The sequence below is a fragment of the Hymenobacter plasmatis genome, assembly GCF_020711255.1.
Taxonomy (GTDB): Bacteria; Bacteroidota; Bacteroidia; order Cytophagales; family Hymenobacteraceae; genus Hymenobacter.
In genome coordinates this window covers 138,161-153,862 of the sequence record NZ_JAJFAW010000007.1, presented here as the reverse complement: position 1 = coordinate 153,862, position 15,702 = coordinate 138,161, and the positions used below count along the sequence as shown (strand labels likewise).

16 protein-coding genes are annotated in these 15,702 nt (G+C 60.3%); 12 read left to right on the top strand and 4 right to left on the bottom strand.

The genetic code is table 11. The features are described from left to right. Positions 1 to 3: 3 nt before the first annotated feature. Both LJ738_RS07315 and LJ738_RS07310 read right to left on the bottom strand, forming a co-directional pair. The gene (locus LJ738_RS07315; protein ID WP_227785656.1) at positions 4 to 1,020 is read right to left on the bottom strand and encodes an MlaD family protein; all 1,017 of its coding nucleotides are present in this window, start codon (positions 1,018 to 1,020) and stop codon (positions 4 to 6) included. A gap of 119 nt (positions 1,021 to 1,139) precedes the next feature. Next, positions 1,140 to 1,835: an N-acetylmuramoyl-L-alanine amidase family protein gene (locus tag LJ738_RS07310; protein ID WP_068198459.1), complete on the bottom strand. Its 696-nt coding sequence runs from the start codon at positions 1,833 to 1,835 to the stop codon at positions 1,140 to 1,142. A 346-nt stretch (positions 1,836 to 2,181) separates the two neighbouring features. On the opposite strand from LJ738_RS07310, the gene LJ738_RS07305 reads away from it, so the two are divergent. The 10 genes from LJ738_RS07305 (at position 2,182) to rplS (ending at position 12,979) form a co-directional block, all read left to right on the top strand. Further along, positions 2,182 to 5,175: a putative LPS assembly protein LptD gene (locus LJ738_RS07305; RefSeq protein ID WP_227785654.1), complete on the top strand. Its 2,994-nt coding sequence runs from the start codon at positions 2,182 to 2,184 to the stop codon at positions 5,173 to 5,175. A gap of 144 nt (positions 5,176 to 5,319) precedes the next feature. After that, positions 5,320 to 5,709, top strand: coding sequence for an ANTAR domain-containing protein (locus LJ738_RS07300; protein WP_227785653.1), 390 nt, complete (start codon positions 5,320 to 5,322; stop codon positions 5,707 to 5,709). Positions 5,710 to 5,870: 161 nt separating this feature from the next. Beyond that, the gene (gene panB, locus LJ738_RS07295; RefSeq protein WP_068192543.1) at positions 5,871 to 6,686 is read left to right on the top strand and encodes a 3-methyl-2-oxobutanoate hydroxymethyltransferase; all 816 of its coding nucleotides are present in this window, start codon (positions 5,871 to 5,873) and stop codon (positions 6,684 to 6,686) included. 318 nt (positions 6,687 to 7,004) lie between these two features. Further along, positions 7,005 to 8,486 (top strand): cell envelope integrity protein CreD, encoded by a 1,482-nt coding sequence (gene creD / locus LJ738_RS07290; RefSeq protein WP_227785652.1) that lies wholly within the window; start codon positions 7,005 to 7,007, stop codon positions 8,484 to 8,486. Positions 8,487 to 8,643: 157 nt separating this feature from the next. Continuing rightward, a complete protein-coding gene (locus LJ738_RS07285) occupies positions 8,644 to 9,354 on the top strand; it encodes an RluA family pseudouridine synthase (protein WP_227785651.1) in 711 nt (236 codons plus the stop codon). 226 nt (positions 9,355 to 9,580) lie between these two features. Beyond that, positions 9,581 to 10,336 (top strand): acyl-CoA desaturase, encoded by a 756-nt coding sequence (locus tag LJ738_RS07280; protein WP_227785650.1) that lies wholly within the window; start codon positions 9,581 to 9,583, stop codon positions 10,334 to 10,336. A 159-nt stretch (positions 10,337 to 10,495) separates the two neighbouring features. Then, positions 10,496 to 11,041, top strand: coding sequence for a 30S ribosomal protein S16 (locus tag LJ738_RS07275; RefSeq protein ID WP_068192529.1), 546 nt, complete (start codon positions 10,496 to 10,498; stop codon positions 11,039 to 11,041). A 92-nt stretch (positions 11,042 to 11,133) separates the two neighbouring features. Next, a complete protein-coding gene (gene rimM, locus LJ738_RS07270; RefSeq protein WP_227785649.1) occupies positions 11,134 to 11,715 on the top strand; it encodes a ribosome maturation factor RimM in 582 nt (193 codons plus the stop codon). A gap of 82 nt (positions 11,716 to 11,797) precedes the next feature. Next, entirely contained in the window at positions 11,798 to 12,475 is a 678-nt protein-coding gene (trmD, locus tag LJ738_RS07265; protein ID WP_227785647.1) for a tRNA (guanosine(37)-N1)-methyltransferase TrmD, read from the top strand. Positions 12,476 to 12,598: 123 nt separating this feature from the next. Continuing rightward, on the top strand, positions 12,599 to 12,979 hold the full coding sequence (rplS, locus tag LJ738_RS07260) for a 50S ribosomal protein L19 (protein ID WP_227785646.1): 381 nt from the start codon (positions 12,599 to 12,601) through the stop codon (positions 12,977 to 12,979). A gap of 118 nt (positions 12,980 to 13,097) precedes the next feature. Here the strand turns inward: rplS and LJ738_RS07255 are convergent, their stop codons facing one another. Together LJ738_RS07255 and LJ738_RS07250 are read right to left on the bottom strand one after the other, a co-directional pair. Then, positions 13,098 to 13,508, bottom strand: coding sequence for a hypothetical protein (locus LJ738_RS07255; RefSeq protein WP_227785645.1), 411 nt, complete (start codon positions 13,506 to 13,508; stop codon positions 13,098 to 13,100). Between the two features lie 149 nt (positions 13,509 to 13,657). Beyond that, positions 13,658 to 14,365 (bottom strand): hypothetical protein, encoded by a 708-nt coding sequence (locus LJ738_RS07250; protein WP_068192515.1) that lies wholly within the window; start codon positions 14,363 to 14,365, stop codon positions 13,658 to 13,660. Between the two features lie 267 nt (positions 14,366 to 14,632). On the opposite strand from LJ738_RS07250, the gene LJ738_RS07245 reads away from it, so the two are divergent. After that, a complete protein-coding gene (locus tag LJ738_RS07245; protein ID WP_227785644.1) occupies positions 14,633 to 15,040 on the top strand; it encodes a 6-pyruvoyl trahydropterin synthase family protein in 408 nt (135 codons plus the stop codon). Beyond that, on the top strand, positions 15,033 to 15,692 hold the full coding sequence (gene folE / locus LJ738_RS07240; RefSeq protein ID WP_227785643.1) for a GTP cyclohydrolase I FolE: 660 nt from the start codon (positions 15,033 to 15,035) through the stop codon (positions 15,690 to 15,692). The genes LJ738_RS07245 and folE overlap by 8 nt, the downstream gene beginning before the upstream one ends. The last annotated feature ends 10 nt before the right edge of the window (positions 15,693 to 15,702 follow it).

Below are 15,702 nucleotides of genomic sequence, written 5' to 3'. Positions count from 1 at the left end.
CCACTACTTCAGTGGTGCAAGGGCGGGCGTGGTTTCCACCTTCTTCACTTCCGTGGTGGTGGTTCCGTTGGGCTTCTTGGTGGTTTCCACTTTGTTCTTCTCTTTGCCACCGCCGAATACCGAGAAATGCACGTAGCGCTTCGGGTTGGCCTTGAGGTCCACGAGCAGGTCGTTGGAGCTGGCGGCCGTGGCGTTGAGGTTGTTGTAGAGCAAGGTGTCGTTGAGCAGCTTGCCCATCGAGCCTTTTTTGTCGTTCAGGGCGCGGTTCAGGCTGGCCACGGTAGTTTGGGCTTCGGCCATGGTGGAGTTGAGCCGGCGCAAGGCGGGGCCCACGGGCGCGGCCTTCAACGAATCGGACAGCTGCGAGAAGTTTACGGCAATGCGGTCGAGCTTGCTCGTGGTCTTGTTCAGCGCCGTGCTCATCTGGGCCAGGTTGCGCGTAATCAGATTGATGTTGCGCTGGTTGTCCACAATGAGCTTTTGCAGCGCCTCGGTGGTGCCGCGGGCGCCAAGCAGGGTTTGCTGAATGTTGGTCTGGGCATCGCGGTTCAGGAAGCCGTTGATGTGCGAAAGCGTGGCGCCCACCGTATCCAGCACGGGCAGGGCCTTGGCCTGAAACGCGTCGGTAATGCTGGAAGGGGTCACGGTTCGGATTTCTTCGCCGCCGGTATACACCTTCGAGTTTTTCCCCAGCGTCAGGGTAATTCCTTTGGAGCCAAGCAGCGTGCCGCCCAGGCTAGCCGTGGTGGAGTCGCCCACCACAATATCTTTTTGCAGCTCCAAGGCCACGCGCACGCTATTCCCTTTGTCGGGCTGCAGCTGCATGCTTTTCACCTGGCCCACCTTGATGCCGTTTAGCGCAACCATCGCGCCTACGTTCAGGCCCTCCACCTTGGGATAGGTGGCGTAGTAAGTCTGGTCGGAAGACAAAACGTTGCTGCCGCGCAGAAAATTATAGCCGATAACGAGCGCCGCAATGGCCACAATGGTCAGCAACGCTACTTTTATTTCTTTAGACACGAGGGGGGTAATAATTGGATGGGTGAATGGGGAAGCAGCGGTATTGACCTGAAGGATGGTACGACAGAAAGCAGGAACTGGATTTTTACTGCATTCAATGCGCGCCGTTACGCTTTAGTTCAGGAGCCGCCTTCGAGTTCGCGCTTGTATTCACGGAAGGCCCGATAGATTCCCGCCGCCATATACGACTGATTAGCTTTGTCGTTGAGGTACCGCTCTTCGGAAGGGTTGGTAAGGAAGCCGGATTCGATGAGCACCGAGGGCATGGTCGACTTCCAGAGCACCAGAAAGCCGGCCTGTTTTACGCCGCGGCTGGGCCGGCTCACGCTGGTGCGCAGCTGCCGGTCTACCCGCTGGGCAAAGCGCAGGCTGTTGGTGATGTAGGCCGACTGGAACAGCGAAAACAGAATATGACTCTGGGGTGAGCTGGGGTCGAAACCGTCGTAGCGGGTTTTGTAGTCCTTTTCCTGGAGAATAACTGAGTTTTCGCGTTGGGCTACGCCCAGGTTGGCGGTGGTTTTGTGCAGGCCCATGGTCCACACCTCGGTGCCGTGGCTTTGGCTGGGGCCGGCGTTGCAATGAATGGAGATGAACAGGTCGGCGTGATTGCGGTTGGCAATGGCGGCGCGCTCGTCCAGCTCAATAAACACGTTGGTCTTGCGCGTGTAAATGACCTTTACGTCGGGCATGTTTTCCTGAATCTGGCGGCCCAGGGCCAGCACCAGGTTCAGGGCCACGTCGGCCTCCCGGGCCGAAGCGCCCGCGCAGCCGCGGTCTTTGCCGCCGTGGCCCGCGTCGAGCACCACGGTGCGCAGCCGGTAGCGGTAGGGAGCATTGGGAGAATCGGGGGCCGCGAGCGCAGAATCGGGCGCTACGCGGGTCGAATCGGCCGGCGTCTGGGCCTCCGCTTTCCACTCCCCGCTGCCGGCGCCGAGCACCAGCAGGGCGGCACTGGCCAGGATGACAATAATCCGCACGTTGTTCGTTGAAGGGGCGGTAGCGACCTGCTACCTTTGTATAAGCCCCAAAAGTAAACGAATTAACCGCTACTATACTTTGCCTGTTTGGTTTGGCCTTCATTCTGGAGCCGGGTTTCGGCCATGGCCACGCCACGCAGCCCCCATTGGGGCCCGCGCCAGGCTGCTGGGCCTCTTAATTTTAATGGTGGCTGGTGCGGCCGGCTCCGCCTGGGGCCAGGCCGTGACGCCGCCCAAGCCCACGCCCCAAGCCAAGGCGGCCAAAAAGCGCACGGCCCCCCAAGCCCCGGCGCCTGCTAAGCCCAAGGTGCCCCTGGCCAAGCCCACGCAGCGGCCGGGCAGCGCCCCCACCCCACCGGTGCGCTTCATCTCGCCCGACCCGCGCGACCCGCAAGGCCCGCCCCCGGCCGGCGCCCGCAATACCGGCCAGCCCCGCGTGCCCGGAACCTCGCACAAACCCGTGCCCGACACCCTGGCTCCCGGCGGCGTGCGCAACACCGGCTTGCCGGGCGCCGTGAGCCGCACCGGCGACTCGCTGCAGGTCTCGGGCAAGCCCAAAGGCCAGATTGAAACCACGATAAAGTACGCGGCCAAGGACTCCATCCAGTTCGACGTGACCGGCAAGGTGGCCCGCTTATACAACAAGGCCAGCGTAGACTACGGCGACACTGACCTGAAAGCGGCCGTCATCACGGTGGACTACGGCAAGAACACCATGACGGCCGACGGCAAGCGCGACTCGCTGAACAACAAGCTCGAAGGCCGGCCCGTGCTCAAAGACAAAGGCGGCTTGTACACGGCCAAAAGCATTGCCTACAACTTCAAAACCAAGAAGGCCCGGGTAAGCGAGGCCGTGACCACCCAGGGCGAAGGCTACGTGAGTGCTTCCGTGATTAAGCGCCAGCCCAACGGCGACATTGATGGCTTGATAGGCCGCTACACCACCTGCAACCTCGAGCACCCGCACTTCTACATTCAGGCCAAGCGCATGAAGGTAATTCCGGGCGATAAGGTGGTGACCGGCCCCTTCAACCTCGTGATTGGCGACGTGCCCACGCCGCTGGGCTTCCTGTTCGGCTTCTTCCCCATGCCCACCACCAACCGGGGCTCGGGCGTCATCATCCCCACGTTTGGGCAGGCCGCTGACCGTGGGTACTACCTGAGCAACGGCGGTTACTACTTCGCGCCGAACGACTACATCGGCGTGCGCCTCACCGGCGACGTGTACGCCGGCAACGCCCAGAGCTTCGGCGGCTGGGGCGCCACGTCCGACGTGTCGTACCTGAAGCGCTACACCTTTCAGGGCAATTTCAACCTCCGCTTCTCGACCCGGCCCAGCAACCAGATTCTGACCTCCGACGCCCTGGGCACCGGCCAAGTGTACATCAAGCCCCCAGCGGCCAACTCGTTCTGGATTACCTGGAGCCACACGCCCGTGCCCAAGCCCGGCGGCGGGCGGTTCTCGGCCAGCGTGAACGCCGGCACCAGCAGCTTCAACAAAATCAACAGCCTCGACGCGCGCCGCTACCTGTCCACGCAGTTCAGCTCCAGCATCAGCTACTCCAAGCAGCTGCGCAACCTGCCCATCAACTACGACGTGCGGCTCAGCCAGAGCCAGGGCACCGATGGGTCGATGACCTTTACCCTGCCCGACGTGAGCCTGGGCCTGGCCCGGCAGTACCCGTACCAGTGGTTCGGCATTGAGCCGGGCGCGCATAAGCTGGGCAAAGTCTACGAGCAGTTCACCCTGAGCTACAACCTGACGGCCCGCAACGAAGTGAGCAACATTGTGCCGGCCCGCAGCCTCGCCAACGGGCTGCCCCTGCTGGGCGGCACCACCGTGCCCACCAACATTCCGCTCAACTTTGCTAATGTGGGGAAGGTGCTGCGCAACTCCCGCAACGGCGTGCAGCACAGCTTCGGCATCGGGTTGGGCTCCTACCCCATTGCCCAGCACTTGCAGTTCACGCCATCGCTCAACTACGGCGAGGTCTGGTACGGGCAGCGGCTCAACTACCGCTTCAGCCCCGTGGCCCAGGCCGTGCGCATCGATACCACCTACGGCCTGTACCGCATCAACAACTACTCGGCGTCGGCGAGTTTGAACACCACCTTCTACGGCACCATCAACCGCAAGGGCACCCACAAAATTCAGGCCCTGCGCCACAAGGTCACGCCCAGCCTGAACTACAGCTACGCGCCGGACTTTACCCAGCGCAGCAGCGTATTCCCCCAGCCCGACCTGTACGGACTGCGCAACCAGTTTAACCAGTTGGTGCCCCGCGACCAATTAACGTCCGTGAACGGCCGCAACCCCTACCCGTTCAGCAGCTTCAATAATTTCCTGTACGGCACGCCAGGCGGCAGCAAGCAAAACCAGGTCACGTTCAACCTGCAGAACTCGGTGGAGATGAAGGTGCGCGAGGCCAACGACACCACCGGCACCAACCCCTTCCGCAAGGCCAGCCTGATTGAAGGCCTCGACTTCAGCACCAGCTACAACTTCGCGGCCGATTCACTCAGGCTCCAGCCGGTGGCGGTCAACTTTCGCACCCAGGTGGCCCGCAAGCTCAACCTCAACAGCACCGCCCTTTTCGAGCCCTACCAGCGCGACGCCCAGGGCCGCACCATCAACAAGTACTTGTTTGAGGCCGACCCGCGCAAGCTCCTGCGCCTGGCTTCGGCCACCTTTGGGGCTACCTATTCCTTCAACCCGGCCTCGGGCAACCGCAAGAGCGTGGTGCCCCGGGCCGTAGCCCCCACCAACGACCCCACCCTGGGCACGGTGGGCCAGCCCAACTACTACGCCGATTACGTCGACTTCGAGATTCCCTGGGAGCTGGCCCTGACCTACGCGGCTGGCTACACCACCAACCCCATTCCGCTGAAATCCGGCGACGCGCGCCCGCCCATTCTGGCCCTGAACACCGTGGGCGTCACCGGCTCGGTAAAGCTCACGCCCAACCTGCGCCTGAGCTACAACCTGGGCTACGACATTACGCACCAGACCATTACGTACCCCAACGTGACATTCTTCCGGGATTTGCACTGCTGGCAAATCACCGGCCAGTGGATTCCGTTTGGCGTCACCAAAGGCTACGGCTTCACCATATCGGCCAAGAGCAGCCTGCTGCAGGATTTGAAGCTCAACCGCAACCGCTACCAGCAGTACCAGTAAGTTGAGCCGGATAGCGAGTGCCGGTTCGCGCCGTTCGGGGGCGCGGCGGAGTCATTGGCAAAGTCATTGCATCTGTTGGTCTTGAATCTCCATTCTGCCGGCCGTGTGGTTCTGACCTTTGGAGTGCAATTCTATCCGTATCCTATGCCTGCCTATCCCTTGCGTGTCTTATTGGCTGTCGATGACGTTAAATTAGCCAAAGAGCTGGCGGCCCCTTTTCGGCTGGCTGGCCGCGATGAAATCATTGTGGTCGAAGCCCGTGGGGAAGCCGCCCTGAAAGCCGCGCGGCTCCTCCACCCCGATATTCTTATTCTGTGTGGCCCGCTGCGGGGCGACCTCGACGTAGTGAGCCTGACGGCGGCCCTGGAAGCCGGCAGCTCCACGCCCGTGCGGGTACTGCTGGTAACCGACCCCGCCGAGCTGCCCGACCTGTTGGCGCTGCATGACTACCCCCAAACTTCCCAGCCCAACTCCGAAGAATCGGAAACTCCGGACAAATCCCTGGACTCTTCGCTGGAAGAAGCGGAACTGTAAGAAAAGCAACCGTTCATGGGCGCCAGCCCACTCCCGGTTTTCAGCCCCTGCGCCTCGGCCAGGGGCTTTTTGGTTCGGGCACGGCGGAGGCTAACGAAATTGTTGCCAGCTTTGCCCCGCCAACGGACCTTTACCTCAGTACCCGCCCTCCCTCGTTCACCATGTCCCAGCACAAGGAAGTCAAACTCGTTACCACCCACCAAATGCTGGCCATGAAGCAGCGGGGGGAAAAAATCTCCATGCTCACGGCCTACGACTACTCGATGGCCCAAATCCTCGACGGCGCCGGCATCGACGTACTGCTCGTCGGCGACTCGGCCTCCAACGTCATGGCCGGCCACGAAACCACGCTGCCCATCACCCTCGACCAGATTATCTACCACGCCCAGGGCGTAGTGCGGGCCGTGAAGCGCGCCTTTGTGGTGGTGGACATGCCGTTTGGCTCCTACCAGGGTAACTCCTCGGAGGCCTTACGCTCGGCCATCCGCATCATGAAGGAAAGCGGCGGCCACGGCGTGAAGCTCGAAGGCGGCGCCGAAGTGAAGGATTCCATTATCCGCATTCTCACGGCCGGCATCCCGGTTATGGGCCACCTGGGCCTCACGCCCCAGAGCATCTACAAGTTCGGTACCTATACCGTGCGCGCCAAGGAAGAAGCCGAGGCTCAGAAGCTGCTCGAAGACGCTCGCCTGCTCCAGGAAATCGGCTGCTTTGGCTTGGTGCTCGAGAAAATCCCCGCGGCCCTAGCCAAGCAAGTAGCCGAGGAGCTGACCATTCCGGTCATTGGTATCGGCGCCGGCCGCCACGTCGACGGCCAAGTGCTGGTGGTGCACGACATGCTGGGCCTCACCAAGGAGTTCAAGCCCCGCTTCCTGCGCCGCTACGCCGAACTGCACGACATCATGACCGAGGCTGTGCAGCACTACGTAGCCGACGTGAAAAGCCGCGAATTCCCCAGCGAGGAAGAAGGCTACTAAGCCACTCGCGGAAGAACAGAACGTAATAAAACCAGAACGTCATGCTGAGCGCAGCCGAAGCATCTCGCGTGCAGCAGTAACCAAGCTAGCTCAACGAAGCGAGCGAGATGCTTCGGCTGCGCTCAGCATGACCGTTCACTTTTGTCTTTTCGAATAAGGTCTAAGCCTCCGGAGAAAAGTTGAGCTAAAATAAAAAGCCTGGTTGGTAGCCACTCATGGTGCTACTGCCCAGGCTTTTTATTTTAGCTCAACTCAATTCCAATGTATGATTTATTCCATTAGCTTTGCAATTCAAAGTACTTCTTAAAACAAGCAGCCATGGACGCCTCCCCCACCATCTTCGACCGCCTCAACAGCTGGATGAGCGGCTCGGTCACCCTCAAGCTGCTCAGCATCGGCCTGCTGTTGCTCTTGCTGCTGATTCCGTCGAGCATGGTGAAGGACCTCATCACGGAACGGGCCGAAAACCGCGACGCGGCCACGGCCGAAATCAGCAGCCAGTGGGGCGGCGCGCAGTTGGTGCTGGGCCCCGTGCTGGTGCTGCCGTACACGGCCCGTGTCACCGATGAAAAAGGCAACGTGAGCGAAACCACCCGCTACCTGAGCCTGCTGCCCGACACGCTGGCTACCACGGGTACCCTGGCGCCCGAGCGGCGACACCGCGGCATCTACGAAGCCGTGGTGTACCGGGCGGGCTTGCACGTGCAGGGCGCTTTCCAGGCGCCGCCCCTAGCCGACCTGGGCGTGCCGGCCGCCAACGTGCGCTGGTCCGAAGCCTTCGTGGCCGTAGGCATTTCCGATATGAAAGGCATCCGCAACGCCCTGGCCCTGCGCTGGGACGGCCAAGCCCACAGCTTCGAGCCGGGTGTGCCCGAGGCCGACGTGCTGCCGTTCGGCACCGCCCCCACCCACACTACCGAAGTCACCACCGAAACCGATGAGCGGCTGCGGGCTGCCAAATACCTTGGCGATGAAGCCGGAGCCCGGGGCCGGGCCCAAGCGGCTAATGGGCTGAACGCCCTGGTGCCCGTGCCCGACGAAGCGACCCTGACGCGCCGCCACACCTTTTCTTTCGACCTGGACCTGAACGGCAGCACCGGCCTGCTGGTAGCGCCACTGGGCCGCCAAACCAGCCTCCGCCTGAGCGCGCCGTGGGGCGACCCCAGTTTTATCGGCGCCTTTTTGCCGGCCCACCGCACCGTGGAGCCCAAGAAATTTACGGCCGACTGGCGGGTGCTGCACCTGAATCGCAACTACGCGCAGCACTGGCGCACCGACGGCGACCGGCCCAACGTGGACGCCTCCACCTTCGGCGTGCGCCTGCTGGTGCCCGTGAACGAGTACCAGAAAACCATGCGCGCGGCCAAATACGCCCTGCTGCCCCTTACGCTCACCTTCCTCATTTTCTTCTTTGTAGAAGTGCTGAACCGTCGGCGCATTCACCCTTTCCAATACATCTTGGTGGGCCTGGCACTGGTCATTTTCTACGTGCTGCTGCTGGCCTTGTCCGAGCAAATGCCGTTTGATGCCGCCTATGGGCTTTCGGCCCTGGTGATTGTGGGGCTGGTAACGGCCTACGCGGCGGCTAGCTTCCGGCAGCGCCGCCTCACGGCCGCTACCGCCGGGGTGCTGGCGGTGGTGTATGGCTTCCTGTTTGTGGTGCTGCAGCTGCAGGACTATGCGCTGCTGGTGGGCAGCCTGGGGCTGGTGGTGGTGCTGGCGGCCGTGATGTTTCTTTCGCGCAACGTGGACTGGTACCACCCGGCCGGCGAGCCCGCCGAGGGCCCGGTCCCGGTCTAAGGCGGCCGGGGGTTCTGCTCCCGCTCAGCTTCGTATCTTCGCCTCCATAAGAGCAAGAGCGGAGCGCCCGGTGAGTGTGGTCTGATGACGTGCGGAAGCCCCCGAGTGGGCCCAGGCCCCCTCCTGCTGAACCCAATATCCCGCCCGCACCCGCCGCGTGAATCGTCCCAACATCTGGTCCGAAGGCAGAGAAATTCTGTTTGAAGACAACCACCTCCTCGTCATCAACAAGCCCGCCGGCCTGCTCGTGCAGGGCGACGCCACCGGCGACGAGCCCCTTTCCAAGAAAGCCGCCGAGTACCTGCGCTTCAAGTACAAGAAGCCCGGCGAAGCCTTCATTGGCGTGGCCCACCGCATCGACCGGCCCGTGAGCGGCATTGTGGTGCTGGCCAAAACCAGCAAGGCCCTGAGCCGGCTCAACGAAATGTTCCGCGATGGCCACATGACGAAAACGTACTGGGCACTCACCGGCAAGCCGCCCGTGCCCGAAAACGGCAAGCTGGTGCACTGGTTGGTGAAAGACACCGTGCGGAACGTGACCAAAGCCTACTCAGAAAAGCATTCGCAGGGCCTGCGCTCGGAGCTGGAATACGAGCTATTGGGCCAGGCCGGCAACCGCTACCTGCTCCAGGTAAACCCCGTGACGGGCCGCCCGCACCAGATTCGGACCCAGCTGGCCACCGGCCTCGGTACGCCCATCGTGGGCGATGTCAAGTACGGTTTCATTGCGCCGCTGCCCGACGTGAGCATTGCCCTGCACGCCCGCCAGCTCAAGTTGCAGCACCCCGTCACCAAGGAGATGATGACCTTCGTGGCGCCCCTGCCCGATGCCCCGCACTGGGACGCCGCCCGGGAATTTTACAAGTAACTGCGCACCGCTAAGCCGCCGTTTCGTGAGGCTGGCCCCGCGCCGGCCTAAGAAGGCAGTTGGGCTGCGGCTTACTTGCACGTAACGGCCCGTTTGGTGCAAAATTTTGGCCTTCTCTGCTCGAGCCTATCCGTCCGCGCACACGGTGGCCGTAATTTTGCGTTACCAATGCTGAACCTTACCGCCGCCTTTTTGCTTGTGCGGGCAGTTCAGCTTGCTACTTCCTATGGCTATCCTCATTTTCTTCGTCGCGCACTACTACTTATCGTTGTTCACCCAAACGTTTTACCTGCATCGCTACGCGGCGCATAAGATGTTTACGATGAATAAGTTCTGGGAGAAGTTCTTCTTCGCCTTCACGTACATCTGCCAGGGTAGCAGCTTCCTCTCGCCCCGGGCCTATGCGCTGCTGCACCGCATGCACCATGCCTACTCCGACACGGCCCTGGACCCGCACTCGCCCCACTTCTCGAACAACGCGTTCGACATGATGTGGAAGACCAAGGTGATTTACAACGACGTAGTGAAGGATGTGCACGAAGGTGCCAAGCGTTTTGAAGGCGACATTCCAGAGTGGAAATGGCTCGACAAGTTCGGCGGCACGGTGTACTCCCGCGTGGGCTGGGGCACGGCTTACGTGTTGTTCTACATCAACTTCGCTACCGCCTGGTGGCAGTACCTGCTGCTCCCCATTCACTTCCTGATGGGCCCCATCCACGGCGCCATCGTTAACTGGGGCGGCCACAAGTACGGCTACCAGAACTTCGACAACAACGACAAATCCAAGAACACGCTGGCCCTGGACTTCCTGGCCTTCGGTGAGCTGTTCCAGAACAACCACCACAAGCTGCCCATGCGCGTAAACTTCGGCGTGAAGTGGTGGGAACTCGACCCCACCTACTCGGTTATCTGGACCCTGGACAAAGTCGGCGTCATCAAGCTAAAGCGGAAAGTAGCTAAGCGCGTCGCCGTACCGGCCTAACGCAAGCAACTCAATAATATCAAAAGCCCTGGTTTCAACGCCAGGGCTTTTTTCGTGCACGTACTAGCTAATGCCCTGAACAAACGCTACCTTTGCACTCCAAATTTTTGGATATCTCACTAGACGGACGAGTTCCGTCGCACAAAACCCCAACGGTTTATGGCAGTTAAAATCCGCCTCGCCCGCCGTGGCCGCAAGAAGGCCGCGACTTACGACATCGTAGTAGCTGACGCCCGCGCTCCTCGCGACGGCCGTTTCATCGAGAAGCTCGGCACCTACAACCCCCAAACCAACCCCGCCACCATCAACTACGACGCCGACCGCGCGTTCTACTGGATGATGACCGGTGCTCAGCCCACCGACACCGTTCGGGCCATGCTCAGCTACCGCGGCGTACTGTACCGTCGTCACCTGCAGCTGGGTGTTGACAAAGGCGCTATCACGCAAGAGGTAGCCGACGAGCGTTTCAACGCTTGGAAAGAAGAGAAAGACGCCAAAATCGAAGGCAAGCGCACCGGCCTGGTTGACGCCAAAGCAACTGCCAAGCAGGCTGCTTTCGCTGCTGAGACCAAGGTAAAGGAAGCTCGTTCGGAGGCTCAGCGTCAGAAAGCTGCCGCTCTGCTGGCTGCCAACACGCCCGCTCCCGCTGCCGAGGAAGCTACCGAGGCTCCGGCCGAAGAAGCTGCTCCCGAAGCTGCCGAGTAGTTTTTAGGTTTCTAAACCGAAAGGGTTTGGGGGTTGTGAGCCGGACCGGCTGGCAACCCCCAAACTTTTTTCGTTATACCCCCTCCCCGCCCATGCTTCTCGACGAAACATATCAGCTCGGCTACATCATCAAAACCCACGGACTGCGCGGCCACGTGGTGGCCCACTTCGATGTAGACGACGCCAAGGCTTACCAAAAGCTCAAAACGGTGTACCTGGCCCTGGCCGGGGCCCCCACCAAGCTGGTGGAGCACAAAGTAGAAAAGGTGCAGCCGCAAACCGGCTCCAAAGTGCTGCTCAAGCTCAGCGGCATCGACCGCATTGAGGAAGCCGAGCCCCTGCGCGGCTCCCAGCTCCACCTGCCCCTTACCGACCTGCCGGCGCTGGAAGAAGACCAGTTCTACTTTCACGACGTCATCGGCTTCACCGTGGTCGACGAAAACCTGGGCGAACTGGGCACGGTGGAGAACTTCTACGAGCTGCCCCAGCAAGACATGCTGGCCATGCGCTACCAGGGCCAGGAAGTGCTGATTCCGGTGGTAGACGAGCTGGTGAGCCACGCCGACCACACGAAGAAGCAGATTTACGTGAACCTGCCCGACGGCCTGCTCGACGTGTACCTGAAGCCCTCGTCCCGCGACAAGGACGAGCCCGACGAATTCGACGAAGCATAAAGTAGCGTGGACTCTGCGAGTCCGCGCCTCGGCGAACGTTCCACAACGCGCGGACTCGCAGAGTCCACGCTACCATTGCGAAATGAGAATCGACATCCTCACCTGCCTGCCCGAATTGCTGGTCAGCCCTTTCTCCCATTCCATCGTGAAGCGGGCGCAAAACAAGGGCCTGGCCGAGATACACCTGCACCAGCTGCGCGACAAGGCCATCAACAAGCACGGCCAGATTGATGATGCCGTGTTTGGCGGCGGCGCGGGCATGGTGCTGCGCGTAGAGCCCATCGCGGCCTGGATAGACGAGCTGCAGGCCCAGCGGCCCTACGACGCCATCATCTACCTCACGCCAGACGGCGAGACGCTGCGCCAGCCGCTGGCCAATCGGCTCTCGCTGTTCCAGAACATCATCATGCTCTGCGGCCACTACAAGGGCATCGACGAGCGGATTCGCCAGACCTACATCACCCACGAAATCAGTGTGGGCGACTATGTGCTGAGCGGTGGCGAGTTGGGTGCGGCCATCTTGGTCGATGCCGTGGTGCGGCTGCTGCCGGGGGTGTTGGGCAATGAAGAGTCGGCGTTGTCTGATTCTTTTCAGGACGATTTGCTGGCCCCACCCGTTTACACCCGCCCGGCGGAGTGGCGTGGGCTAGCCGTGCCCGACATTCTTTTATCGGGCAATACGCCCAAAATCGAAGAGTGGCGACACGAACAAGCGTTGGCCCGCACGCAGGCCCGGCGGCCCGATTTGCTGGGTCAGTAGAAGTCGTTACCGCTTTGCGTAATAAACACTTGCTATCCTCAACCGAAAGCGCTATCTTTGCGCTCCGTTTCGATAAAATACTAATTCCCGACGGCGGCGCCGTCTTTCGCAATTTTCTCAGCCATGAGCGTACTACTTGACTTTATCCAGGCCGAATCGCAGGAGCGCCGCGCCAGCTTCCCCCAGTTCGCCGCCGGCGACACGATTAACGTGCACGTGAAAATCCGCGAGGGCAACAAGGAGCGCATCCAGCAGTTCCAGGGCGTGGTGCTGCAGCGCCGCAACCCGAGCTCCAACGGCGAAACCTTCACTGTTCGCAAGATTTCTAACCAAATCGGCACCGAGCGTATCTTCCCCCTGCTTTCGCCTAACATCGATAAAATCGAGGTTATCCGTCGCGGCAAAGTACGTCGTGCCCGTCTGTTCTACCTGCGTGGCCTGTCCGGCAAAGCTTCCCGTATCAAGGAGCGTCGCCTCAACCAGGTTGCCAAGGCTACGGCTTAAGCAATCCGCAGCCTTCGGGTTGCTCTGTTATCAAAAAAGCCGGCCCCACACATGGGGCCGGCTTTTTTAGGTTTACGTGGCTAATACTTAGCCCAACTACGTGTGAAGTGAGCCGAGGCTAGCTATGCGAGGAGAAGTCCTGGGGCAAGCTGCCGTCTACTTCTACCGAACCACCGCCCTGCAGCTGCTGCGCAACTGCGGAGAGTACTTCACCGAGCTTGGTGATGCGCGTGGCGGTGTTTACGTTCTCCGCGAAATTGGCGGCTTGGGTGGTATTGGTGCCTAGGCGGGCCAGGAGCGGTGCAATAACATTTACGTCGAGGGTACCGCCGCCAAAGTGAGCCTTGAGGGCTTGCATGTCGACCACCAGCTGGTGGAAAGCGGGGTTGTTGGCATCCTTTAGGTCTTCAATCCAGCGTTGAAACTGGTTGTCGAGGCCGGCGCGGGTGGCGGATTCCGTAAGGTCGCCGGTGAGCAGGCCAATGGCCCCATCGAGGTGTACTTGGTGCTGAACTTCTTTCTTTTCCATGGTGGGTGTTGTTGGTAATCGGCCGCTACGGTTGCGGTCTTTATAGCCAACGTAGTTCAGGCCGCCGGGGTTGGCAGATGGCCCAAACAAAAAGCCCCACCGTTACCGGCAGGGCTTTGTTATATAAGATATTCGAGACCTATCGAAGACTACTCAATCTTGGTCATGCGGTCTTTCACCGCCTCCAGGGCCACGCGCATGTTGACAATATCACCACGGGCGGCTTCCTGCTCTTTCAGGTTCGCATCGATGAGGTTATTGAACTGCTGGAGTTCGGCAGCGTTGGCGGCCAGCATCTGCTGGATTTCAATTTTGCGCGCCTTGTTCTTTTCGATGTCCTTCTTGATGGTGTTGGACTTCTCAATCACGGCCATGTGGTTGTTCTGCGAGGCTACCAGGGCGCGCTCGGCTTCGGCAATCTGCGACACGATGTCTTCGCGGTACATCATGCGGGCGAAGTCCTTCAGGTACTTCTCGGCCGACTTCCACTGCACCGGCGTTTTCTCTTTGGCGAGGTAAGCGTTGCCCAAGTCAATGCTCCACCATACGGTGGTGCCGGTGGGCGTAGCGTCCACCTTGCTGATAACCCGAATCGGGGTGGGTGCAATTTCTTCGATGATGATACCGTCCAGCGTTAGTACACCTTTGGTGTTCTTTAGCTTGTTGCCAAACTTCTCGCTGAGCTGCTTGAGCCAAGCGGCTTCTACGCGCTTGTTGTCGAGCTGCACGCTCACGCGCTGGCCCGTGCGGGGCACGTTGTTAATCGACATATCATATTCGTCCACAGGTGACCGCTGTGCGTAACCGCCCAGTGTAGCCAAGAATACAACGAGCAGGATGAGTAGGCTTTGTTTCATGGAAATAATAATTTTATGAAAGCTTTAAAAATGGGCGAGAAAAAAGTCGAATTGAAACGATGCCGTTGTCTGGCATTTCAAATTTAGGGTCTTTCTTCTATCCAAATTCTTCCGGGTGCTACTTTTTTGGGAATAACCCCATTTTTATTCCTTAAATCATATTATTGCTTTTATAAATTCCAATATTTTTGCAGCGCTAAATATCTGGCGGGCAATTCGCCATGGCCAGCTGCAACAAAGCTCGCCTGGTACCGGTTGTAGGCCTCTATGCAAGTTACCGTTTGCCGCACCGAGCACTTTAATGCCGCCCATCGCCTGCACAACTCCAATTGGAGTGCCGAGCAGAACACCCGGGTGTTTGGCAAGTGCAACAACCCCAACTACCACGGCCATAATTATAACCTGACCGTGCGCCTGACCGGGCCGGTGGACTCGGAAACGGGCTACGTTTATGACCTGAAACGGCTCAGCGACCTTATTAAGCACGAGGTGCTGGACCGCTACGACCACCGCAACCTGAACCTGGACACAGAAGAGTTTCGTAACTTAAACCCCACGGCCGAAAACATCGCCGTGGTAATTTGGCAGCGCCTGCGCCCGCACCTGGACGGCGGCCTTGCCCTTTCGGTCACGCTCTATGAGACGGACCGTAACTTTGTAGAATACCATGGATAACCTCTCCGGCTTGGCTCCGGCAACCGACGCGCACCTCCCGAGTAGTCTGCGCACCCCTCTTCGCGACGACGCCTTTGACAAAGCCGACGAGGCGAAGATTGAGGCCATCGCAGGCCATTTCGAGGCCATCATGCGGGAGCTGGGGCTGGACCTGGCCGACGACAGCCTGGCTGGCACGCCCCGGCGGGTGGCCAAGATGTACGTGCAGGAGTGGTTCAAGGGCCTTGACCCCAAGCACCGCCCCGACGTGCGCCTGTTCGAGAACCGCTACGGCTACCACCAGCTGCTGGTCGAGCGCGACATTACCCTATTTTCCTGCTGCGAGCACCACTTCGTGCCCATCATCGGCAAGGCCCACGTGGCCTACCTGCCCGGCAGCCACGTCGTGGGCCTGAGCAAGCTCAACCGTGTGGTGCAGTACTATGCCCGCCGCCCGCAGGTGCAGGAGCGCCTAACCCGCCAGATTTCCGAGGAGCTCAAGCAGAGCCTGGGCACTGACGACGTGGCCGTACTCATTGAAGCCGACCACCTCTGCGTGATGAGCCGCGGCGTCAACGACACGAGCAGCTCCACTTTAACCAGCGAATACGGGGGCCGCTTTGCCTCTGATGAAGCGCTACGGAGCGAGTTTTTGCGTCAGATTGGCAAGTAAGCCAGCGCCT

Bases quoted from the DNA above. Each gene is read 5' to 3' on its own strand.
- trmD (WP_227785647.1), top strand. From the start codon at position 11,798: ATGAGAATCGACATCCTCACCTGCCTGCCCGAATTGCTGGTCAGCCCT.
- folE (WP_227785643.1), top strand. From the start codon at position 15,033: ATGGATAACCTCTCCGGCTTGGCTCCGGCAACCGACGCGCACCTCCCG.
- creD (WP_227785652.1), top strand. From the start codon at position 7,005: ATGGACGCCTCCCCCACCATCTTCGACCGCCTCAACAGCTGGATGAGC.
- LJ738_RS07245 (WP_227785644.1), top strand. From the start codon at position 14,633: ATGCAAGTTACCGTTTGCCGCACCGAGCACTTTAATGCCGCCCATCGC.
- LJ738_RS07250 (WP_068192515.1), bottom strand. From the start codon at position 14,365: ATGAAACAAAGCCTACTCATCCTGCTCGTTGTATTCTTGGCTACACTG.
- rimM (WP_227785649.1), top strand. From the start codon at position 11,134: ATGCTTCTCGACGAAACATATCAGCTCGGCTACATCATCAAAACCCAC.
- LJ738_RS07300 (WP_227785653.1), top strand. From the start codon at position 5,320: ATGCCTGCCTATCCCTTGCGTGTCTTATTGGCTGTCGATGACGTTAAA.
- LJ738_RS07255 (WP_227785645.1), bottom strand. From the start codon at position 13,508: ATGGAAAAGAAAGAAGTTCAGCACCAAGTACACCTCGATGGGGCCATT.
- rplS (WP_227785646.1), top strand. From the start codon at position 12,599: ATGAGCGTACTACTTGACTTTATCCAGGCCGAATCGCAGGAGCGCCGC.
- panB (WP_068192543.1), top strand. From the start codon at position 5,871: ATGTCCCAGCACAAGGAAGTCAAACTCGTTACCACCCACCAAATGCTG.
- LJ738_RS07275 (WP_068192529.1), top strand. From the start codon at position 10,496: ATGGCAGTTAAAATCCGCCTCGCCCGCCGTGGCCGCAAGAAGGCCGCG.
- LJ738_RS07280 (WP_227785650.1), top strand. From the start codon at position 9,581: ATGGCTATCCTCATTTTCTTCGTCGCGCACTACTACTTATCGTTGTTC.
- LJ738_RS07305 (WP_227785654.1), top strand. From the start codon at position 2,182: ATGGTGGCTGGTGCGGCCGGCTCCGCCTGGGGCCAGGCCGTGACGCCG.